20 protein-coding genes are annotated in these 20,122 nt (G+C 68.0%); 5 read left to right on the forward strand and 15 right to left on the reverse strand.

From position 1 onward, the window contains the following. Window positions 1-94 precede the first annotated feature (94 nt). Entirely contained in the window at window positions 95-1,927 is a 1,833-nt protein-coding gene (locus ACWEQQ_RS19565) for an acyl-CoA dehydrogenase (RefSeq protein WP_452349157.1), read from the forward strand. 5 nt (window positions 1,928-1,932) lie between these two features. Next, window positions 1,933-2,160: a hypothetical protein gene (locus ACWEQQ_RS19570; RefSeq protein WP_452339462.1), complete on the forward strand. Its 228-nt coding sequence runs from the start codon at window positions 1,933-1,935 to the stop codon at window positions 2,158-2,160. Here ACWEQQ_RS19570 and ACWEQQ_RS19575 read toward each other — a convergent pair. The 11 genes from ACWEQQ_RS19575 to tsaA form a co-directional block, all read right to left on the reverse strand. Beyond that, complete coding sequence (locus ACWEQQ_RS19575; RefSeq protein ID WP_452349158.1) at window positions 2,157-3,179, reverse strand: AraC family transcriptional regulator; 1,023 nt, start codon at window positions 3,177-3,179, stop codon at window positions 2,157-2,159. The two genes, ACWEQQ_RS19570 and ACWEQQ_RS19575, sit on opposite strands and share 4 nt — an antisense overlap. An 89-nt stretch (window positions 3,180-3,268) precedes the next feature. Further along, window positions 3,269-4,237, reverse strand: a complete 969-nt coding sequence (locus tag ACWEQQ_RS19580; protein ID WP_452349159.1) for an alpha/beta hydrolase — start codon at window positions 4,235-4,237, stop codon at window positions 3,269-3,271. Window positions 4,238-4,433: 196 nt separating this feature from the next. After that, window positions 4,434-4,595 (reverse strand): hypothetical protein, encoded by a 162-nt coding sequence (locus ACWEQQ_RS19585; protein ID WP_452349160.1) that lies wholly within the window; start codon window positions 4,593-4,595, stop codon window positions 4,434-4,436. 89 nt (window positions 4,596-4,684) lie between these two features. Further along, entirely contained in the window at window positions 4,685-5,341 is a 657-nt protein-coding gene (locus ACWEQQ_RS19590; protein WP_452349161.1) for a TetR/AcrR family transcriptional regulator, read from the reverse strand. 252 nt (window positions 5,342-5,593) lie between these two features. After that, window positions 5,594-6,322, reverse strand: coding sequence for a rhomboid family intramembrane serine protease (locus tag ACWEQQ_RS19595; protein ID WP_452349162.1), 729 nt, complete (start codon window positions 6,320-6,322; stop codon window positions 5,594-5,596). A 205-nt stretch (window positions 6,323-6,527) separates the two neighbouring features. Next, a complete protein-coding gene (locus tag ACWEQQ_RS19600) occupies window positions 6,528-7,808 on the reverse strand; it encodes a dihydrolipoamide acetyltransferase family protein (protein ID WP_452349163.1) in 1,281 nt (426 codons plus the stop codon). A gap of 15 nt (window positions 7,809-7,823) precedes the next feature. Then, window positions 7,824-8,807 (reverse strand): alpha-ketoacid dehydrogenase subunit beta, encoded by a 984-nt coding sequence (locus ACWEQQ_RS19605; protein ID WP_379378293.1) that lies wholly within the window; start codon window positions 8,805-8,807, stop codon window positions 7,824-7,826. Window positions 8,808-8,826: 19 nt separating this feature from the next. After that, complete coding sequence (gene pdhA, locus ACWEQQ_RS19610) at window positions 8,827-9,975, reverse strand: pyruvate dehydrogenase (acetyl-transferring) E1 component subunit alpha (protein ID WP_452349164.1); 1,149 nt, start codon at window positions 9,973-9,975, stop codon at window positions 8,827-8,829. Window positions 9,976-9,986: 11 nt separating this feature from the next. After that, window positions 9,987-11,462 (reverse strand): dihydrolipoyl dehydrogenase, encoded by a 1,476-nt coding sequence (gene lpdA, locus ACWEQQ_RS19615; protein ID WP_452349165.1) that lies wholly within the window; start codon window positions 11,460-11,462, stop codon window positions 9,987-9,989. Window positions 11,463-11,641: 179 nt separating this feature from the next. Next, complete coding sequence (locus ACWEQQ_RS19620) at window positions 11,642-12,844, reverse strand: PucR family transcriptional regulator (RefSeq protein ID WP_452349166.1); 1,203 nt, start codon at window positions 12,842-12,844, stop codon at window positions 11,642-11,644. Window positions 12,845-12,893: 49 nt separating this feature from the next. Next, complete coding sequence (gene tsaA, locus ACWEQQ_RS19625) at window positions 12,894-13,496, reverse strand: tRNA (N6-threonylcarbamoyladenosine(37)-N6)-methyltransferase TrmO (RefSeq protein WP_452349167.1); 603 nt, start codon at window positions 13,494-13,496, stop codon at window positions 12,894-12,896. Between the two features lie 115 nt (window positions 13,497-13,611). Between tsaA and ACWEQQ_RS19630 the strand changes: the two genes are divergently transcribed. The 3 genes from ACWEQQ_RS19630 to ACWEQQ_RS19640 all read left to right on the forward strand — a co-directional run bounded on the left by ACWEQQ_RS19630 (window position 13,612) and on the right by ACWEQQ_RS19640 (window position 15,360). Next, entirely contained in the window at window positions 13,612-14,478 is an 867-nt protein-coding gene (locus ACWEQQ_RS19630) for a sigma-70 family RNA polymerase sigma factor (RefSeq protein ID WP_452349168.1), read from the forward strand. A 127-nt stretch (window positions 14,479-14,605) separates the two neighbouring features. Continuing rightward, on the forward strand, window positions 14,606-14,785 hold the full coding sequence (locus ACWEQQ_RS19635) for a hypothetical protein (RefSeq protein ID WP_452349169.1): 180 nt from the start codon (window positions 14,606-14,608) through the stop codon (window positions 14,783-14,785). Window positions 14,786-14,904: 119 nt separating this feature from the next. Next, window positions 14,905-15,360, forward strand: a complete 456-nt coding sequence (locus ACWEQQ_RS19640; RefSeq protein ID WP_452349170.1) for a TY-Chap domain-containing protein — start codon at window positions 14,905-14,907, stop codon at window positions 15,358-15,360. Between the two features lie 36 nt (window positions 15,361-15,396). Here the strand turns inward: ACWEQQ_RS19640 and ACWEQQ_RS19645 are convergent, their stop codons facing one another. From ACWEQQ_RS19645 to glnA, 4 genes are all read right to left on the reverse strand, one after another. Beyond that, entirely contained in the window at window positions 15,397-16,368 is a 972-nt protein-coding gene (locus ACWEQQ_RS19645) for a hypothetical protein (protein ID WP_452349171.1), read from the reverse strand. Window positions 16,369-16,576: 208 nt separating this feature from the next. Beyond that, window positions 16,577-17,446 carry a tyrosine-protein phosphatase gene (locus tag ACWEQQ_RS19650; protein WP_452349172.1) on the reverse strand — a complete coding sequence of 290 codons (870 nt, stop codon included), beginning with the start codon at window positions 17,444-17,446 and terminating at the stop codon, window positions 16,577-16,579. 216 nt (window positions 17,447-17,662) lie between these two features. Continuing rightward, on the reverse strand, window positions 17,663-18,106 hold the full coding sequence (locus ACWEQQ_RS19655) for an SRPBCC family protein (RefSeq protein WP_452349173.1): 444 nt from the start codon (window positions 18,104-18,106) through the stop codon (window positions 17,663-17,665). Between the two features lie 182 nt (window positions 18,107-18,288). Further along, window positions 18,289-19,725 carry a type I glutamate--ammonia ligase gene (gene glnA, locus ACWEQQ_RS19660; protein WP_452339445.1) on the reverse strand — a complete coding sequence of 479 codons (1,437 nt, stop codon included), beginning with the start codon at window positions 19,723-19,725 and terminating at the stop codon, window positions 18,289-18,291. Between the last annotated feature and the right edge of the window lie 397 nt (window positions 19,726-20,122).

Consider the following 20,122-nt stretch of genomic DNA (forward strand, 5'->3'; position numbering starts at 1 on the left):
GTGCGTGAATGGCGTGAATTGATACGGGTTCCTTACTTATCGGTCATTAACAAGCCATTGTCAGCCCGTTCCGTTTCTCGAAAAGTGGTGACTCGTGAGCCATTACAAGAGCAACGTCCGCGACCTCGAATTCAACCTGTTCGAGGTGTTCGGGCTCGGGACCGTCCTGGACGCGGGCGCCTTCGGTGACCTCGACGCCGACACCGTGCGCACCATGCTGGCCGAGGCGGCCCGTCTCGCCGAGGGGCCGGTGGCGGCACCCTACGCCGAAACCGATCGCACGCCACCGGTTTTCGACGCGGCGGCACACGCGGTGCGGCTGCCCGAAGACTTCAAGCAAGCCGTCCGGGCCTGGTACGACGCGGACTGGTGGCGGGTGGGCAAGGCCGAGGAGATCGGTGGGATGCCGGCGCCCGCGATGGTCTCCTGGGCCATCTCGGAATTCGTGCTCGGTGCGCAACCGGCCGCCTACATGTACCTGATCGGCCCGATGATGGCCAATGTTCTCCACGGCGTCGGCACCGCGCAGCAGCGCCACTGGGCGAAGTTGATGACGGAGCGGAACTGGGGCGGCACCATGGTGCTCACCGAGCCCGACGCGGGCTCCGACGTCGGCGCGGGCCGGACGAAAGCCGTTCGGCAGGAGGATGGTTCCTGGCGGCTCGAGGGCGTCAAGCGCTTCATCACCGGCGCGGATTCCGACGATCTGTTCGAGAACATCGCGCACCTGGTGCTGGCGCGGCCGGAGGGCGCCGGTCCCGGCACCAAGGGCCTGTCCCTGTTCTTCGTGCCGAAGTTCCACTTCGATCCGCAGACCGGTGAGCTCCGCGACCGCAACGGCGTGTTCGTCACCAATGTCGAGCACAAGATGGGTCTCAAGGCCTCGGCCACCTGTGAGCTGACCCTCGGCGGGCACGGCGTTCCCGCGGTCGGCTGGCTCGTGGGCGAGGTGCACGACGGTATCGCGCAGATGTTCAAGGTGATCGAGGAAGCCCGGATGATGGTGGGCACCAAGGCGATCGCCACGCTGTCCACTGGCTACCTGAACGCGCTGGACTACGCGAAGCAGCGGGTGCAGGGCGCGGATCTGACCCGGCAGGCCGACAAGACGGCCCCGAAGGTGACGATCATCAACCACCCCGACGTGCGCCGATCCCTGCTGCTGCAGAAGGCCTACGCCGAAGGGCTGCGGTCGATCTACCTCTACACGGCCGGACATCAGAATGAGGTAGTAGCGCAACACATTTCCGGCGCGGGCCCGGAACTGGCCGCAGCCGTCAACGACCTGCTGCTGCCGATCGTGAAGGGGGTGGGCTCCGAACGCGCCTACCAGTATCTGGCGGAATCGCTGCAGACCCTGGGCGGTTCGGGCTTCTTGCAGGACTACCCGATCGAGCAGTACATCCGCGATGCCAAGATCGACTCGCTGTACGAGGGCACCACCGCCATCCAGGCGCAGGACTTCTTCTTCCGCAAGATCGCCCGCAATCGCGGCGTCGCCCTGGGACACGTGCTCGCCCAGGTGCGCCGGACCGCGGAAGCCGCCGGTCCGGAGCAGCTGAAGCTCGCCAAGGATCAGCTGTCGGTCGCGCTGGAACGGGTCCAGGACATGGCGGGGATCCTGACCGGCTATCTGCTGGCCGCCGGCGAACAGCCCGACGAGCTGTACAAGGTCGGTCTCGGCTCGGTCCGCTTCCTGCTGGCGGTCGGCGACCTCCTCATCGGGTGGCGCCTGCTCGCCGGCGCCGAAACCGCCCTCACCGCACTCGATTCGGACCCGGCCGAGACCGATCGCCGCTACTACGAGGGCAAGGTCGCCACCGCGACATTCTTCGCCCAGCAGGTGTTGCCCGGACTGGACGCCGACCTCGAGGTCCTCGCCGCGCTCGACAGCGAGATCATGACCCTCGAAGAATCGGCTTTCTGACCCCGGTGCGGAGTCACGAGTGGGCCATCGTCGAGTTCGCCCTGATCTGGCAGCCGTACGGTGGCCCCAACCCCGGGGACATCCTGGTCGAGTTCGGCATGACCGAACCCGTCTTCCGCGCGCGGATCCGTGCCGCCCTCTCGACTCGGGGAACGACGGCCGAGGAACCATTCCTCCGGCATGCGCGCTCGGCACTCTGGCCGTACCTGCGGGCGGCAGGTGTCGCCCGCTAGGCGGGTTGCAGCTGGCGGAAGGCGCGCGGGCCCATGCCCTTCCAGCGTCGGAAGGCCTGCGAGAAGCTCGACACCTCGAGATAGCCGAGGCGCTGCGCGATTTCGGCGACCGGCAGGCCCTGGGCCACCAGCATTTCTTCGGCGAGGCGTTCCCGTACCTCGTCCAGCAGGGCGCGGTAGCAGGTGCCCTCCTGGGCGAGGTGGTAGCGCAGGGTGCGTTCGCTCAGGTGCAGGGAGTCCGCGATGGCGACCGCGTCGGGGGGTTCGGTCAGGTGCTCGAGCAGGATATTGCGAACCTGTCCCGCGATGCCGGTGCGGGCACGGCGGCGGTCGAGCAGTTCGCGGCAGTGCTGCATGGCGATCGTGGCGGTTTGCTCGTTCGCCTGCGGCAGCGGGGCGTCGGCGAGCGCGCTGTCGAAGGCGATGATGTTCTCGTCCGCGTCGAATTCCGGTCGCATGCCGAAGATTTCCTCGTAGCGTGGCAGGGTGTCGGCCGGGGGAGCGGGGAAGGCGAAACTCACCCGGGTCAGTGCGGTGGGTACGGCGAGCAGATCGCGGTGCAGGGTCTGGATTCCCGCCATGTCGCGCTCGATGGTGAAGCGGCGCAACTCCGGCGGGATGCGCAGCGGTTCGAGGGCCAGCTCCAGACTCGCACCGGATTCCCGGTGGGTGGTCTCGCTCAGGGAGAAGCTCAGTTCGGCGAACTGGAAACCGACCCGGATGGCCGAGCGCAGGGTGGGGCTGCTGATCAGTGCGAAGCCCCACAGTCCGTAGGAGGTGAGCCGGAATCGGGTTCCCGCCGTGATTCCGAGGCCGGGCGGATCGCCGAGCTCCCGGACGAGGTTGGCGATGATGGCCAACTCGTCGGCCGCATCGACCTCCCCGCTGGGATCGGCCAGTTGCGCCTCGGTGATACCGCTTGCCCGCAAACAGGTTTCGGTGGAGAGCCCGTGCTCCTCGCCGAGCCGGGTCATGAGCAGTGCGCCCATCGTCGAGCGCGGTACATCCCAGTGAACCACGGAGCTCCCATGAACCGGTTGGACATGTCCTTGCCGATTCTAGTAACTCCGTGGTTCCGGGACGCGGTCCGTGTGACCGCGTGCACTCGCTACTGCGTGTACTTGGTGACGAACTCGGCGATGGCGTCCTGCATCTGCTGCAGGCCCGGCTCCTCGATCGGGTAGTGGCCGGCGTTGTCGAGCATGACCGTTTGCACCGGCACCTTGGTGATCGGATCGAGCACGGGCGTGCTCAGGTGCAACGGCGACCACCGGTCCTCGGCGGGCTGGGTGAGCAGTACCGGGCAGGCGTCGAAGTCCGCGGGTTCCACGGCCGGCTGGTAGCTCATGTAGGAGTCGAGGAACCGGATCGGCACCGAGTTGCCACCCGAGGTCTTGTCGCGGGTCATAACCTTCAGTGCCGCTTTGTCGTTCACCAGCGCGGACATCTTGGAAGCCAACGTCATGGGGTACTTGAACCCCTTGGCCGGGGTGTGGGCCAGTGCACCCATGAGCGGCCCGCCCAGCCGGGCGGTGACGATGTCGTGCGCGGTCTCGTCCTTGACCTGCTGACTGCGCTGGTCGAGGAAGGTCATGCCGACGATGCCGCGCAGCGTGCCCTTGGGGGCCTTGGCCGCCACGTGGTAGGTCAGCATGCCGCCCGCGCTCAGGCCGTAGAGCACGATCGGCCGATCGTCGCGGGACTGCTCGTAGGCCAGGAAGTCCACCACCAGATCGACCCAGTCGTCATAGCTGGGGATGGTGCCCGGCGCGAGCCGGGTCAGGCCGTAGCCGAGGTTGTCGAGGGCGACGGTCTCGAAGCCGCGCTGCGCCAGCGGTGCGCCGAGAATGAGGCTCATCTGCCGGCCATTGGTGCCGACGCCGTGATGCAGGACGACTTTCGCCGCGGCATTCGGATTGCGGTAACGGTCCAGGTGAACGGTATTTCCGCGCCATTCCCAGAAATCTTCTTCGGGCGCGGTGGTGTCGTCCAGACGTAGCCGGGGCGGCAGGAATTCCTGCAGGTCACGCCAGGCTTGCTGGTCCCGGTAGTACAGGGTCTCGGTCTTGGTGGTCATCGATTCGTCCTTTCGTTGAATACTGTCGGCGTCCGTCCGGAATTCGATTTCGGTATCCGGTTTCGCGATTCATCGAGCTGATACGAATTTATGAATTCCGGACGGTTCGCCACAGGTTGCGGACGGCCGATGAGTTACTCGATTCGGCAAAGGGGGTCAGGAGCGGGTGAGGACATGGGCATTCGTTGCTCCGGGGTCAGCAGGGGGTGGACTGTTGCCACCCGCAGCCCAGGCCGCAGGTGACGACCAGGGTGGATTCCTTCTGCGGATTTCGGGCGATCAGGGTGAGCCGGGCTCGGCGGGCTGCGAGGCCACGCGCGATCTCCTTGCCGATGCCGTTGGTCGCTCTGGTGATCACGATCTCGGCATTGCCGACGGAGCGTAGGGCGGGTGGAAGTTGAATCGGCGACGTCGCGCGCTACGCCGCAGGGCTGCCGCCCGCGCAGGTCAAGAGGCGGCGGCGAGCGGCCGGTCGAAATCGATGGTGACCCCGGCGGCGGTCGCGGCCCGCTCGATGATCGCGCGCACCACGGATTCCGTCACCGCGACGAATTCCTCGGCCGGGCCGGGCATTTCGGCGGCCGACCACCAGTTCGCCGCGCCCTCCACCGCCCCGACGATCATCGAGGCGTAGAGGGATGCGTCGACCGTCGTTGTGGCGCCGGACGATTCGATGATCAGGACGACCAGATCGGCGACCTCGGCGCGGATCGCCTGCCAATTCTCGAGCGACTTGGCCGCCGGGCTCTCCGTGCCGAGGAACAGGAACCGCGCGATCTGCGGATGATCCACGATCAGCGCGGCGTATCCGGCGAGCGCGGCGTGCAGCATTGCCCCGGCGCTGCCCGCCGGCTGCCGGCGCACCTCGGCCAGGCCGTGCACGATGTCCTGCTTGGCCCGATCCGCGATGGCGAGCGCCAGATCCGCCTTGTCGGCGAAGAACCGGTAGAGCGTGGGTTTGGAGACCTTCGCCTCGGCGGCGATGGCGCGCATGCTGGCCTGCGCTCCCTCGGCCTCGATCACGCGGATGGCCGCGTCGATCAGGGTGCGCCGCATCTCGACCCGATGTTCGGCCCATCGTTCGGTCCGGGCGTCGCCCACCATCCACCTCTCCGACCGTCTGGGAGCAACGTGTTCAGCGCGAATTCACGTCTCGACCAGCGATGTTAGCAGGGCTCGAACGTCCGTCCGCGGCTCGGCAGGCCCGGCTACAGCACCACCGACAACGATCGCGCGGCGCTGAAGTCCACCCCCTTCGGTGCGCAGTGGCCGTCGTGGAGAGCGTCGACGCCGCCCAGGCCGGTCGACCGCGCCGCTTCCTGATCCAGCGCGGGGAATGCCCGGCGTCACCAGGCTTTACGCAGGTGAGCCCTGTGTGGAGGGGGCGGTTTCCTGGCGTCGGTGTGGACCTCCGGTGGCAGAACTGGCCGCAGCGGCGGTGCCCAGAATCAAGGCCGCGCCATGAATATTCGCAGTTGCAGCGAGGACCAGGCCGACAAGCACGAGCAGACCGGCTACCGGCCGGCGAAGGTCCAGGCCACGCGCCGCCATCAGATTCGCGGGCCCGACGAGCAACGCGCATACCAACACCGCAGGCAACCACGCTTGGTCTCCCAGGGTGGCGAACATGGCTGCGCTCCATAGCATTACGACGGTCAGCGACCAACGTGGCAGGCGTTCGTCCCGCCGCCACAACGCCACTGCGAGCCCTCCGGCAAGACCGCAATCGGCGATGGAGTTCCCACCGCCGACCGGCTGCCAGGCGTACGCGATGAACTCGACCACCAGCCCGATCCCGAAATACTGGACCAGCCAACGGGACTGCGGGAGCACCTGCTCGGCAAGCATGCCGAGCGCCAGCAAGAACGCCAGGTTCACTGCTGCGCCGCCGAATCCGCCATCCTGCACGAACAGTGCTGTGCCCGAGCGCCACCAATCCCCCTGTAGCCCTGAGGGAGTCCGCTCCAGGTGCGCCAGCCTGCCTGGGACGAGCCATTGCAGGACGTTCACCACGGCCGTCACTGCGAATACTCCGAAGGTCAGTTTCGGGAACCGCCGCAACCCCATGGATTCGAGAATAGGCACGCCCGAGGCTAGCCGTAGCGACGCGAAAAGCCGGATGGCGGGAACCGGCCGGGTAAACCCGGTCCACGCCATCCGGCGTTCACCACCCGCCGCCGGGTGAGTACGGCTGCCGGTCGCGCGGAGTGGCATGGGTAACCGCGCGCGCCGGGTGGCGGGCGACGTCGTCCGATCCTGGATCGAAAACCGGACGGCGATCGGGGCGTGACTAGGTCACGATGCGCAGCGGATGCTCGATGAGCTCCTTCAACTGCTGCAGGAAGCGGGCCGCGACGGCGCCGTCGATGGAACGGTGATCGGCCGACAGCGTGACGCGAAGGATCTTGCGCGCCACCACCTTCTCGCCGTCCAGCTTCAGCTCGTCCTGGGCCGCGCCGACCGCGAGGATCGCGGACTCCGGCGGGTTGATGACGGCGGTGAACTGCTCGATGCCGAACATGCCCAGGTTGGAGATGGTGAAGGTGCCACCGGACATGTCCTCGCCGCGCAGCTTGCGGTCGCGGGCCCGGGCGGCCTTGTCACGGCCCTCGGCGGCGATGGCGGACACGCTCTTGCGGTCGGCGTCGTGGATCACCGGGACCAGCAGGCCCGCCTCGGTGGCGACCGCGATGCCGATATTGATCGCGTTGTGCCGCAACAGCTTGTCGCCCGCGAAGGAGACGTTGACCGCCGGATCCAGGCGCAGCGCGGTGGCGACCGCCTTCACCAGCAGGTCGTTCACGCTGACCTTGCCGGAGCCGGTCTCCTCCAAGGTCTTGTTGATCTGCGCGCGGAACGCGAGCAGCTCGGTCACATCGATCGCACTGGTCAGATAGATGTGCGGGGCCTGCTGCTTGGACTCGGTGAGCCGCTGGGCCGAGACGCGCTGGATGGTGGTCAGCGGGATCTCTTCGTAGTCGCCGGTGGCCGGAGCGATCGCGGGAGCCGGGGCGACGGGAGCCGGGGCGACGGGAGCCGGGGCGGCAGCGGCCGGAGCGGCTGTGCTGCCCGCGTTTTCGACATCCTGCTTGGTGACGCGGCCGCCGGGGCCGGTGCCGGTCACGGCGGCGATGTCGACGCCGAGTTCCTTGGCGACCTTGCGGGCCAGCGGCGACGACTTCTTGCGCTCACCGGACTCGGCCGGAACCGCAGGGGCACTGCCGTTTCCGGCGGGAGGAGCCGAATTTTCCTGCGCGGTATCGGCCGTCGGAGCCGGAGCCGGAGCCGCGGGGGCGGGGGCGGGAGCCGCGGCCGGAGCCGGAGCGGACGCCCCGCTGCCGTCACCGAGAATCGCGATCGGCTCGCCGATGGCGACGGTGGTGCCGGGCGCGGCGATGATCTGCTCGAGCACGCCGTCCTCGTAGGCCTCGAGCTCCATCAGCGCCTTGTCGGTCTCGATCTCGGCGAGGATCTCGCCGGCCTTGACCTGGTCGCCGACCTGCTTGAGCCAGGCCGAGACGATGCCCTCCTCCATGGTGTCGGAGAGCCGGGGCATGGTTACTTCAGGCATGATTCCTTCCGGTTCTCAGCGTCGCTTGCCCACGGCGGCAAGGGTTTCGAGGGCGGCCCTGTACAGGGAGTCCGGCGAGGGGAGCGCCAGCTTCTCCAGGGGCTTGGCGTAGGGCAGCGGCACCTCGGCCATGGCCACCCGGCGCACCGGGGCGTCGAGGTAGTCGAACGCACCGTCGGAAATGGAGGCCGCGACCTCCGCGCCGATGCCGTAGGTCAGCCAGTCGTCCTCGCCGATGACGGCGCAACCGGTCTTCTTGACCGAGGCGACAATGGTGTCGCGATCCAGCGGCCGCAGGCTGCGCAGGTCGACGACCTCCGCCGAGATGCCCTCCGCGGCAAGCTTTTCCGCGACCTGGGTGCACACGGTGGCCATGCGCGAGTAGCCGATGAGCGTGATGTCGGTGCCCTCGCGGGTGACCGCGGCCTTGCCGATCTCGGCGGGCGGCAGGTCGTCCGGCACCTCGCCCTTGGTGTTGTAGAGCGAGAGGTTCTCCAGGAACAGCACCGGATCGTCGTCGTCGATGGCGGCCTTGAGCAGCGCCTTCGCATCCGCGGGCGTGCTCGGCGCGACCACCTTCAGGCCCGGCACGAACGCGTAGTACAGCTCGATGTTCTGCGAGTGCGTCGCGCCGAGCTGCTGGCCGCCGCCACCGGGGGTGCGGATGACCATCGGCACCGACGTCTGCCCGCCGAACATGCCGTAGATCTTGGCGGCGTGATTGACGATCTGGTCCAGCGCCAGCAGCGAGAAGTTGATCGTCATGATCTCGACGACCGGGCGCAGGCCCAGCATGGCGGCGCCGATGGCCGCGCCGACGAAACCCTCTTCGGCGATCGGGGTGTCGCGCACCCGCTTCTCGCCGAACTCGGCCAGCAGGCCGGCGGTGATCTTGTAGGAGCCCTCGAAGACGCCGATCTCCTCCCCGATGAGGAGGACGTCGTCGTCGCGCCGCATCTCCTCGCGGAGGGTCTCGCGCAGCGCTTCACGGTAGGTCATGACAGCCACGGTGATGTCCTTAGGCGGTGAAGAGCGGATCGCCGGGCAGGCGATGGGAATCGCCCGCGACCGGGGTCGCGTAGTTGTAATCGAACAGGGTGGCCGGGTCCGGGTGCGGGGACTGATCGGCGAAATCGACCGCGGCGCGGACGCGTTCCTTGACGTCGGCCTCGATGGCGGCGGCGGAATCCTCGCCCAGCACGCCCGCGTCGAGAAGACGGTTGTGCCACAGCACGATCGGGTCGTGCTCGACGGCGGTGGAGACGGCGTCCTCGGTGCGGTACTTGGCCGGGTCGACGACCGAGTGGCCCTTGAGGCGGTAGGAGACGGCCTCGAGCAGCGCGGGCTTGCCCTCGCGGCGGGCGGTCTCGATGAGATCGCTCGCAACCTCGCGCACGGCCAGCACGTCGGTGCCGTCCACACGCTCACCCCGCATGCGGTAGGACGACGCACGCTTCCACAGATCCGGTTCGGCGGAGGACTTCTCGACGGTGGTGCCCATGCCGGTCTGGTTGTTGATGACCAGGAACACGACGGGCAGGTTCCACAGCGCCGCGATGTTCAGCGACTCGTGGAAGGCGCCGATATTGGTGGTGCCCTCACCCATCTGGCACACCACGACGTCGTCGCCCCCGCGGTAGTCGATGGCCAGCGCCGCGCCGATGGCGAGCGGAACCTGGCCGCCGACAATGGCGTAGCCGCCGAGCAGACGGGTCTCGGTGTCGTACATGTGCATCGACCCGCCCCAGCCCTTGGAGGTACCGGTGGAGCGGCCGTACAGCTCGGCCATGACGCGGCCGGGCTCGATGCCCTTGGCCAGCGCGTAGCCGTGCTCGCGGTAGTTGGTGAACAGATAGTCGTTGGGGCGCATGGCCTTTCCGACGCCGACGACGGTGGCTTCCTCACCCAGGTTGAGGTGGCAGTAGCCGCCGATCTTGGCCTGCTGGTACGCCTGCGCGGTGCGCTCCTCGAAGCGGCGGATGAACAGCATGTCGGTGTACAGCTCGCGCAGCGTGTCCGCATCCGCGCCGCCGAAATCGGCTCCGCCGAGGAGGTTTTCCGATACGGCCGCGTCGGCGGCCTGGTCGGCCGGGCGGGTCGCCTTGCGCGCCGTCTTGCGCGGCGCGGCGGTGGTCTTGGTCAGCTCCGCTGAAGTGGTCGTGGTCATGACGGAGCTCCTCAACGCTTCCGGGGCGGCGCGACGTGAACCGGCAGGCCCAGCCCGACCAGGGCGGCCTCCATGCCGATCTCGCCGAGGGTGGGGTGGGCGTGAATGGTGTCGGCGAGCTCGTCGAGGGTCGCCTCCAGCGAGATCGCCAGGGCCCCTTCGGTAATGAGATCGCTGGCCGACGGGCCGATGATGTGCACGCCCAGCACCTCCTGGTGCTGCTTGCCCGCGACGATCTTCATGAAGCCTTCTTGATCGCCGAACGACTTGGCCCGGCCCAGTGCCGCGAACGGGAACTTGGCGGTGATGACGTCGTGGCCCGCGGCTTTCGCGGCGTCCTCGGTGAGGCCGACGCTGGCGATCTCCGGGTGGGTGAAGGTCGCGGCGGGGATGACGTTGTAGTCGATGTGGGCGTCGTGGCCGGCGATGGTGTCGGACGCGACCAGGCCCTGATGCGAGGCGACGTGCGCGAGCAGCGCCTTACCGGTGACATCGCCGATGGCGTACACGTGCTCGACGGCGGTGCGCAGTTGCGCGTCGACGGGGATGAAACCCCGTGCGTCGGTGTCGATTCCGGCGACGTCCAGGCCCAGCCCGGCGGTATTGGGGCGGCGGCCGACGCCGACCAGCACCACGTCCGCGGCGAGCTCCTGCGCCTGCGGGCCGCCGACGGTGACGGTGAGGCCAGTGCCGCCCTGGGCGATGGCGGTGACCGTCGCGCCGGTCAGCACCCTGATGCCGCGCTTGGTGAACGAGCGCACCAGGGCGGTGCCGATCTCCTTGTCCTCCAACGGAACCAGGCGATCCTGCATCTCGACCACGGTGACATCGCTGCCGAACTCGTGGAACAGGTTGGCCCACTCCGCGCCCACCGCGCTGCCGCCGATGACGACCAGGCGCTTCGGCACCTCGGTGAGGCCGAACGCGCCGTCGGAGGTGATCACGCCCGGCAGATCCGCGCCCGGGATCGGGAGCACGGCCGGGATCGAACCGGTGGCGACGATGACATCCTTCGCGCTCACGGTCCGGACGGCGTTCGCGGTCGGGGCGGCGGCGTAGCGCGGGCCGCCCTCGAAGATCGGGGACGGACCGGCCTCGACGATCTCGACCGTGGTCGGCGACGTGCTGTCGACCTTTTCGAAGAAACGCGCGTGGCCCTCGATGACGGTCACGCCATTGGCCTTCAGCAGACCCGCGACACCGTCGGTCAGCTCCTTGACGATGCCGTCCTTGCGCTGCCGCACCGCGGCGTAGTCGAAGCGCAGATTATCGGCGTAGATGCCGAAATCGGCGGCGTGCGCGATGGTGTGGAAGACCTCGGCGGAGCGCAGCATGGCCTTGGTCGGGATGCAGCCCCAGTTCAGGCAGACGCCGCCCGGGCGTTCCTTCTCGGCCAGGGCCACTGTCAGGCCCCGCTGGGCGGCGCGGATGGCGGCGACGTAACCGCCCGGACCGCCGCCGATCACCAGAAGATCGAATTCCGGCACTCGTGGTGCTCCTCGTTCTCGATTGCTCTCGTAACCCGCCATCGGTTGTGATGCGAGTCATTCCGATCGAGTCTGTCGGTCACCAAATGCACAATCAATGCACTGGAAGCCCATATATGACAGGGCGCGGCTGGGCGCAGAGCACAATTAGTACCCGTGAGTAGCGGGCTTTCGGCGGCTCAGTCGCGGTCGGCGCCGGCCAGTCCCAGGGCGGCCAGGGCGAGGGAAAGCTCCAGGTAGGCCCGCTGCCCCTCGAGCGGGCGGCCGAGCAGCAGGGTGATGCGCTGCAGCCGGTTGATGACCGTGTTGCGATGGCAGTGCAACTTCGGCGCGGCATTGGCCGCCGAGCAGTCCTCGGCCAGCCAGACGGTCAGTGTGCGCAGCAGAATGTCGCGCTCCTTGGGCGGCAGGTCCAGCACCGGGCCGAGGGTGCGCGCGACGAGCAGATCGGTGAGATCGGGGGAGCGCAGCAGCAGCGCCTCCGGATAGCGCTCGTCCAGCGAAACCAGCAGCGCCTGCTGATCGCCGGGCACGGTGTCCAGCGCGAGCACCGCCAGCCCGTGCGCGGTATCGATGCCCGCCAGGCCCGGCACCGCCGGCGAGACCCCCGCCCGCCCGCGGATCAGCGGCCGAAGCTGGTGCAGCACAGCCGAACTCCCGCGATGCTCGAGCGACACCAGCCCCACCGTGGAATCCACCCGCTCGTGCCACACCGAGCGGATCCCCGACACTCCCAGCGCCGCCTCCGCCCCCATGTGCAGCCGCGGCCCGCCCTCACCGCGCGCCACCACCACCAGATACGCCCCGTTCGCGGGCAGATTCAGCTCGCGTCCCGCCCGCGCGGCGAAGGTGGCGTCGTGCGCCCGCCCCGCCAGCAGATCCTCGATCAGCGAATGCCTGCGCCGCTCATCGCTGCGCACCCGGTCGAGTTCGGTGTTCCGGTACGAGGTGACCAGCGCCGACGACATGCCGTCGACCACCGCCCACATCGCCGAACCGACCTGCCGGGTCTCCGCCGAGCCGATGTCATCGGCCTTGTCCAGCAACGCTTCCCAGACGATCTGGCCGCCCAGCCGGAAGGTCCGCAGCATGGCCTCCAACGGCACGCCCTGCTCGGCCCGCCGCCGCCCGATGGCCGCGGCCACATCGTCCCCGTCCGGATCCGGCGGCTGCCCGCCCAGCAGATCCAGGATCCGCGTCAGATACCGCCGGCACCCGTCCCGCAGGTCCGCCCGCGGCACCGCCGTGTAGTCCGTCCACCCCGGATTGTCGGTGAAGATGGCCGCGATCAGCTGCTTGGTCAATGCGGGCACCTCGGCCTGACACGCCGCGGCCAACCGCTGCGTGCCGACCGCCGGGATCGGATGCCTGGGTGCCGCCATGACCCTCAACCTACGCCGGGCCCGCGGCCGGCCGCCCCAGCCGGGCCGGTCAGCGGGTTTCGACGTTGCCCAGGACCGGCTTGATGTCGAGGACGGGGGTGCCGTCGATGGCTTCCAGGCCGGCTACGCCGAGGACCTCGGGGGACACCGTGGTGATGGTGACCTCGTGCAGGCCGATCGGGTTGGGGCGGTCGGGGGAGCGGGTGGCGAAGACGCCGGTGGGCGGCCGGGTGCGGTCGCCGCGGGGACGGACCGCGAGGACATCGCGGCTCCCGGCGTGCAGCCAGGTGAGCAGGACGACGCGCATACCCGGGTGCAGATCGGCTGCGGCCGCAGCGAATTCGGGGGCGAGGACGATATCGGCGGGTGGGGCGTCCTCGTCGGCCTGGCGCGGTGCGCCGGTGCGGTCGGTGAGCGGGGAGCGGACCCGGCCCACCGGTCGCACCTCGAAGTGATCGGGGTTGTCGGAGAGTTCCGAGGACAAGATCGTCTGCTCCTTCCACCGTGGCGATGCGGCGGCCATGCCGTGCCGGTCGAGGCCGGTGTTCCGGCCATTGCCGTTATAGCCGACGTGATGGGCGGCGTCCATGATCGGATCTTCGCCGCGGGCGATGGCGAATCGGCTCTCGACCCCTCCGAACTGGTGTTTCATCGACGCTGTCACATTCGGCCCGGTTGCTCGGTCGTGGAGATGTGGGCCCCGATTTTCCGGACGCGCCCGCACGGTTCGGATGGACCGACCGGTCGTGATCGAGGAGACTTCGGCAATGGGCAACGAGCGTGACGAACTGGACCTGGTGGCACGGGAATTCGAGCTGCAGCGCGGGCGGCTGCAAGCGCTCGCACAGCGCATGCTCGGCTCCTCCGCCGAAGCCGAGGACGCCGTCCAGGAAGCCTGGCTGCGGCTGAGCCGCTCCGAGACCGATGAGATCGACAATCTGGCCGGCTGGCTCACCACCGTCGTCTCCCGCGTCTGCCTGAACATGCTCCAGTCGCGCGGCACCCGGCGCGAGGACGCGCTCGCGGACTACGACGCGCCGGAAGCCGCCTTCGGCCCGGAACAGGAAGCGCTGCTGGGCGATTCGATCGGCGCCGCCCTGCTGGTGGTGCTCGACACCCTGACCCCCACCGAGCGGCTCGCCTTCGTCCTGCACGACATGTTCGCCGTCCCGTTCGAGGACATCGCCCCCATTCTCGGCAAAACCGCCGCCGCCGCCCGGCAACTCGCCAGCCGCGGCCGGCGCCGCGTGCGCGGCGTCGACGAGATCGCCGTCGACCGCGAACGCCAGCAGGAAGTGGTCAACGCCTTCCTGACCGCCTCCCGCGGCGGCGACTTCGCCGCCCTGCTGGAACTGCTCGACCCCGACGTGGTGGTGCGCGCCGATGCCATCGGCGTCACCATGGGCGCGGACCCCGAAGTCCGTGGCGCACAGGCGGTCGCGACCACCTTCGCGGGGCGTGCCAAGGCCGCTCGCCCGGCCCTCGTCGACGGCCTCGCCGGCCTGGTGTGGTCGACCGGGGGCACCCCGCGCGTCGTCTTCGATTTCACCGTCGTCGACGGCCGCATCACCGCCATCGAAATGCTGGCCGACCCCGATCTGCTGGGCGACCTGAATCTCGAAATCCTCGGCTGAGAGCGGCCGTCAGGGAATCGTCGATCCGCGCACCGGCGAGCAAATCTTCACGAGAGATTAACGGCCACACCGATGTTCGATGGGCAGAATGAATTGTCGAACATCCTGACACGTCGAGGGGAGTGCAATGAACGCAATGGCCGCTCCGGCGCCGGCTGCGTCGATTCCGGTCTTCGACTCGGTATCGCGGCGGGTGCGGGAATTGTTTGCCCGCCAGCTGCTCCCGTCGCGGGAAAGCGACGAGCGAATGCTGGCCCGCACGCCCCTCGCCGTACTCGGCCCCGCTCCGATGTCCCACCAGCGGTAAGCCGATCACCCGGAAACCGCGACGGTCCTCCAGTCGACGCCGCCGCGGTTTCCGCTGATCGGACTGGGCGCCACGGTTTTTCGCCGACGCCATGTTTTGACGGCGTATGATCGGCCGCGATGGGCACCCGGAGCCAGCCCCTGCAAGTTGTCACAACCGACTGGGACGTGTTTGTGCACGGCCTGGCCGGCTGCCTTGCGAAATTACCCTCCCGCGCCACCGTCATCCTCGCCGCGACCGGCAATCGCTACGTGCAATTCCAGCAGTTCGACATCAAACTCTCCGCCGAACTCACCGGCAATTACTATCTCGCCGAACCGATTTCCGAGACCGCCGACCGCCTCCTGCGCGAGCTGGGCTGGACCGCGCCCACCCTCCAGCACGAAATCGAGAACTGGCGCCGCACCATGCACTGGCCGATCACCCGCACCGGCTTCGAGGACCTGGCCCGCTCGGCCGCCCGCGGCCTGCACGAGGCCCTCGGCGTCCCCACCCCCGACGACCTGCGCGCCACCGGCTGGACCGAGGCCACCGCCCTGGACCTCTCCGCGTTCGCCGCGCCACCCCGCCCCTGATCTGCCCGCGGCCGGGGCATGTCCGGCGCTTCAGGTTCACTCGGGCCAGGTGGCTCGACCCCAATTGATCAGGGACACCATGTCGTCGCCGCTCGCGAGGGCATGGTCGAGGTCGCCGTCGACGCTCTCCGCGCCCGATACGACACCGCACAGCCGGACATCGCCGTCGTCGAACCAGGAGAAGAAGATCTCACTCGCGTCGCCGTCATCGAGGCTCGCCCCGGCCTCGATGTACCAGTCGTCGTCGTCCTCGTGATCGTGTTCCACGCTCTGGTTGATCCATACCGCCGGACGCGTCCCGCCACCCATGTCGGCCGGGTAGCCGATGCTGTGCCAGACCTGGAGCCCGCGCCAGTTGTCCGCGAACGAGGTGGCGCCCAGGAACCCGAGCCGATGGCCCATGGGCTCGAACAACCGGCACAGCATGAAGTCGTGCCCGGCGCCGTATTCGGTGTCGCGCCCGCCGTTGTAGTGCGCCAGATCGCTGACATTGCTCGAACCGAACGGCGCGTTCGGATCGGCACCGCTGTCGAAGTGCGGCGAGAAGGTCATCCACCAGCTGCCCCGGGCGATGCTCTGGCTCGGCCGCAGCTGGTCCGCGGTCAGCACGAGCCGCGCGCCGACCAGCACGCCGGATCCCGCCATGCCGTCACTGTTGGTGACCCGCCCGGTCAGAATCCACGGCCAGGTGTGATCGGTCAGCAGGTGCCGCCGATCGCCGGAAGACGCGAACGGCGGCCGGCAGTCACCGGTGAGTCCGCGCGTATGCGCTTGCAGCGCAACGGTTTCCGTGTGTGGGCGGGTATGAACCGGCATATCCTTCGGCAGGAATCCGGCCAGTTGCTCCGGTGCGTACTCGCCGCGTCCCCGGCGCGGCAGTGCGACCACGCCGCGACCGGTCCGGTGTGGCGTCGCCGCGGCTCTGGACCGGCCGCTCCGCTCGAACTCGCCCGCGCAGGTCTCGAACTCCGCGGCAGTGAGCCGTCGGCGTTCCGAGAGACGCTTCATGGTGCATCCCTCCCGAAATGAGTGACGAACAGGGTTGTGACGACTACGATCCTGCGCCGAACCGGTCGCACCGACACGGGTAGCGCGATACCCGAATCGGGCGGTTGTTGCTACTCGCGCGGATCGGGCCGCATCCTGGCCGCGAGCCGCTTTCCGGATGACCAGGGCCCCGCCGCAGCTGCTGCGACGGGGCCCGGTGGTGGTGGGCTCAGCCCACCAGGTTGTGGTGGAGGCGGAGGATGGTGCCGGCGTCCAGGCCCAGGCCCTTGGTGAGGAAGTGGTCGAAATCGCCGTACTGCTGGTTCATCTGGTTGACGGCGGTGTCCAGGTACTCGTCACTCACTACCTGCAGCGGGATCAGCAGGTCGGGGTTCTGCATGATCCCGGCCGCCTTCAGCTGGGCCCGCTGGGCGGCGTCGGCCGCGGCACGGTACTGGTTGGACAGCAGGTAGTCCTGGCGCGCGATGGTCTCCGGTACACCTACCGCGCGCAGCAGCACATACGTCATCCAGCCGGTCCGGTCCTTGCCCGCCGTGCAGTGGTAGAGCGTCGCCCCGTTGGCGGCCGCGATGTCCTTGATGGTCTGACCGAACTTGGCCACCGAATCCGCGCTCAGGAAGCTGACATAGGCGTCCTTCATCATCTGCTCGGCCTTGCCGTCGCCGAGCGCGGCCTGCTGCTGCACCGGATCCTTGGATCCGATGGCCTGCGCCATCTTCAAGTACATGCCGCCGTCGTCGATGGGTCGCGCCACCGCGGTCAGCCCGGCCGGCAGCCGGTCCGCACCCTGCGCCTGCACCTCGGCCTGCGTGCGGAAGTCGATCACCTTCTGAATGCCCAGCGTGCCCAGCTTCTGGACATCGGCATCGGTCAGCTTGTTCAGCGCATCGGCCCGAATCACCTTCCCGGACCGCGTCGGGTCCCCGGTATAGGTGACATACCCGCCCACATCCCGGACATTCACCGCCCCCTGCAGCGTGATCTGAGTGGCATCCGCCCGCATGATCGGCGCGGCCACAGCCGTCGGCAGCCCTCCTACGCCGAACACCGCGGCGGCAATAGCAGTCAAAGCGAACACTGAAACACGAAGTCGTGCAAAACGTTTGGTTTTCACAGCCCGGGACGCTAAGGGTGCTTACGCGTCCCCCGCAGTCCTACCCACGGTTCCTCCCACCCACCGAACCTCCCACCCCACCCACCGGGACCACGCCTGGTCCGCCCCCAATGCTCTTGCACCCCAGTGAATTTCGCGCAACCATGTGCGAGTTTCCTGGCCTGACAGCCCTCGGAAGTGTCACGGGGTGGCTTCGAGGATTTCCTTGAGCTTCTTCAGATCCTGACGATTGGCATGCCGCATGGCCGGCACCATCAGCGGGCCGACGAAACGGGAGAATCCGGCAGGCTCACCGCGATTGCGCAGAGTCACCGTGGTGGCGCCGCTCGCGGTGTCCTCGAACGCGTACGTGGTCTCCATCGGAAACGGCCCGTCGGCAGTCCGCATGACCAGCAGACGGCCCGGCTCGAACTCGGTCACCGCGTAGGTATAGGCGAGTGAACGACCCAGGAACCGAGCCTCGAACGCCATCTCGGACCCGATCGCCAGCGGTCCCGGCGTTCGCACCGCCACCGACCCGATGTTCTTGTACCAGACCGGGGCATTCGCCGGATCCATCGTGTACTCCGCGACCCGCGCCCGGGGCCGCGCGATCTCGATCGTGGTCACCACGTCCACAGGCATGGGCCGATCATAGGCCCGCACCCGGTCGTTCCGGGGTAGCGCACTACCCGCGTAACCGGCCCATTCACCAGGCGCAGGCGCGCCGCGGGCCAGTCTGTCTCGGCTCCGGCGACGTATGGAAAAGGGCGGAGCCCCAACCGCGGTGCGGTTGGGGCTCCTGAGATCGCTTGCGACCCGACGATTTACACGTCGAAGTACAGCTCGAACTCGTACGGGTGCGGCCGCAGGTTGACGGGCGCGATTTCCTGGGTGCGCTTGATGTCGATCCAGGTCTCGATCAGGTCCTCGGTGAACACGCCACCCTCGGTGAGGTAGTCGTGGTCTTCCTCGAGGCGGTCGATGACCGACGCCAGCGAGGTGGGGGCCTGCGGGATGTTCTTGGCCTCCTCCGGCGGGAGCTCGTAGAGGTCCTTGTCGACCGGGGCCATCGGCTCCAGCTTGCGCTTGATGCCGTCCAGGCCGGCCATCATCATGGCGGCGAAGGCCAGGTACGGGTTACCCGAGGAGTCCGGCGCGCGGAACTCGATGCGCTTGGCCTTCGGGTTCGAGCCGGTGATCGGGATACGGATCGCGGCCGAGCGGTTGCGCTGCGAGTACACCAGGTTGATGGGGGCCTCGTAGCCCGGCACCAGACGGTGGTAGGAGTTCACGGTCGGGTTGGTGAACGCCAGCAGCGACGGGGCGTGGTGCAGGATGCCGCCGATGTAGTGACGCGCCAGATCCGACAGGCCCGCGTAGCCGGACTCGTCGTGGAACAGCGGCTTGCCGTCCTTCCACAGCGACTGGTGGGCGTGCATGCCCGAGCCGTTGTCGCCGAAGAGCGGCTTCGGCATGAAGGTAACGGTCTTACCCTCCTGCCACGCGGTGTTCTTCACGATGTACTTGAACAGCTGCAGGTCGTCAGCGGCGCCCAGCAGGGTGTTGAAGCGGTAGTTGATCTCGGCCTGACCGGCGGTGCCGACCTCGTGGTGGCCGCGCTCCAGGTCGAAGCCCGCGTTCTGCAGGTTGGTCGAGATCTTGTCGCGCAGGTCGACGTAGTGGTCGTACGGGGCAACCGGGAAGTAACCACCCTTGTTGCGGACCTTGTAGCCACGGTTCGGGGTGCCGTCGGCGTTGTACTCGGCGCCGGTGTTCCAGGAGCCCGAGATCGAGTCGATCTCGTAGAAGGCGCCGTTCATGGCCGAGTCGTAGCGGATCGAGTCGAAGATGTAGAACTCGGCCTCGGCACCGAAGTAGCAGGTGTCGGCGATGCCGGTCGAACGCAGGTACTCCTCGGCCTTACGCGCGATGTTGCGCGGGTCGCGGGAGTAGGCCTCGCGGGTGAACGGGTCGTGCACGAAGAAGTTCATGTTCAGCGTCTTCGCGGCGCGGAAGGGATCGATCCGAGCAGTGCTGTAATCGGGCAGCAGCAGCATGTCCGACTCGTCGATCGACTGGAAGCCGCGCACCGACGAACCGTCGAAGGCGAGGCCCTCTTCGGCGAGATCAGCGGTGAACGCCTTCGCCGGGATCGAGAAGTGCTGCTGCACACCGGGGAGGTCGGTGAACCGAACGTCGACGTACTCGAGCTCCTCCTCCTTGATGTACTTGATGACCTCGTCGGCCGTGCTGAACGCCACTTAGTACTCCTTACGGATCGGTTCCCAGCCAGTGGTGACTGCATGGGTTCGTCGCGACCACACGGTATGGACGCGGTGTTTCCCTGCAATCAAGGCTGTGTTTCGCCAGTGTTACACGCACTGCTGGCCGGGGGTTCGGCGGTGCCCCCGGGTTCGCGAAGACGCCGCAGCGGTCGCCGAGCAATGCTCGACCAGCAGGGACATCCTGCCACCGACCTGCCCGAAGCGGCTGTTAAGACTCTGAAAAATTAGGGGCCTTGCCAAGTCCGGCCCGGCCATCGTGACAATCCTCACCGTCGGGCATCCACCTGGCAATCTCGGATGCCGAGCGATTGCGCGGCCGTCCGGGACCGGGTGAACAGCTAGGACGCACCCATATATGGTTCCGTCCTCGCAC

The sequence above is a fragment of the Nocardia sp. NPDC004123 genome (genome assembly GCF_053603795.1).

Excerpts from the sequence above, each read along its gene's own strand:
- ACWEQQ_RS19580 (WP_452349159.1), bottom strand. The coding sequence starts at position 4,237 with ATGACCACCAAGACCGAGACCCTGTACTACCGGGACCAGCAAGCCTGG.
- ACWEQQ_RS19590 (WP_452349161.1), bottom strand. The coding sequence starts at position 5,341 with ATGGTGGGCGACGCCCGGACCGAACGATGGGCCGAACATCGGGTCGAG.
- ACWEQQ_RS19600 (WP_452349163.1), bottom strand. The coding sequence starts at position 7,808 with ATGCCTGAAGTAACCATGCCCCGGCTCTCCGACACCATGGAGGAGGGC.
- ACWEQQ_RS19605 (WP_379378293.1), bottom strand. The coding sequence starts at position 8,807 with ATGACCTACCGTGAAGCGCTGCGCGAGACCCTCCGCGAGGAGATGCGG.
- pdhA (WP_452349164.1), bottom strand. The coding sequence starts at position 9,975 with ATGACCACGACCACTTCAGCGGAGCTGACCAAGACCACCGCCGCGCCG.
- ACWEQQ_RS19620 (WP_452349166.1), bottom strand. The coding sequence starts at position 12,844 with ATGGCGGCACCCAGGCATCCGATCCCGGCGGTCGGCACGCAGCGGTTG.
- tsaA (WP_452349167.1), bottom strand. The coding sequence starts at position 13,496 with ATGAAACACCAGTTCGGAGGGGTCGAGAGCCGATTCGCCATCGCCCGC.
- ACWEQQ_RS19630 (WP_452349168.1), top strand. The coding sequence starts at position 13,612 with ATGGGCAACGAGCGTGACGAACTGGACCTGGTGGCACGGGAATTCGAG.
- ACWEQQ_RS19635 (WP_452349169.1), top strand. The coding sequence starts at position 14,606 with ATGAACGCAATGGCCGCTCCGGCGCCGGCTGCGTCGATTCCGGTCTTC.
- ACWEQQ_RS19640 (WP_452349170.1), top strand. The coding sequence starts at position 14,905 with ATGGGCACCCGGAGCCAGCCCCTGCAAGTTGTCACAACCGACTGGGAC.
- ACWEQQ_RS19645 (WP_452349171.1), bottom strand. The coding sequence starts at position 16,368 with ATGAAGCGTCTCTCGGAACGCCGACGGCTCACTGCCGCGGAGTTCGAG.
- ACWEQQ_RS19655 (WP_452349173.1), bottom strand. The coding sequence starts at position 18,106 with ATGCCTGTGGACGTGGTGACCACGATCGAGATCGCGCGGCCCCGGGCG.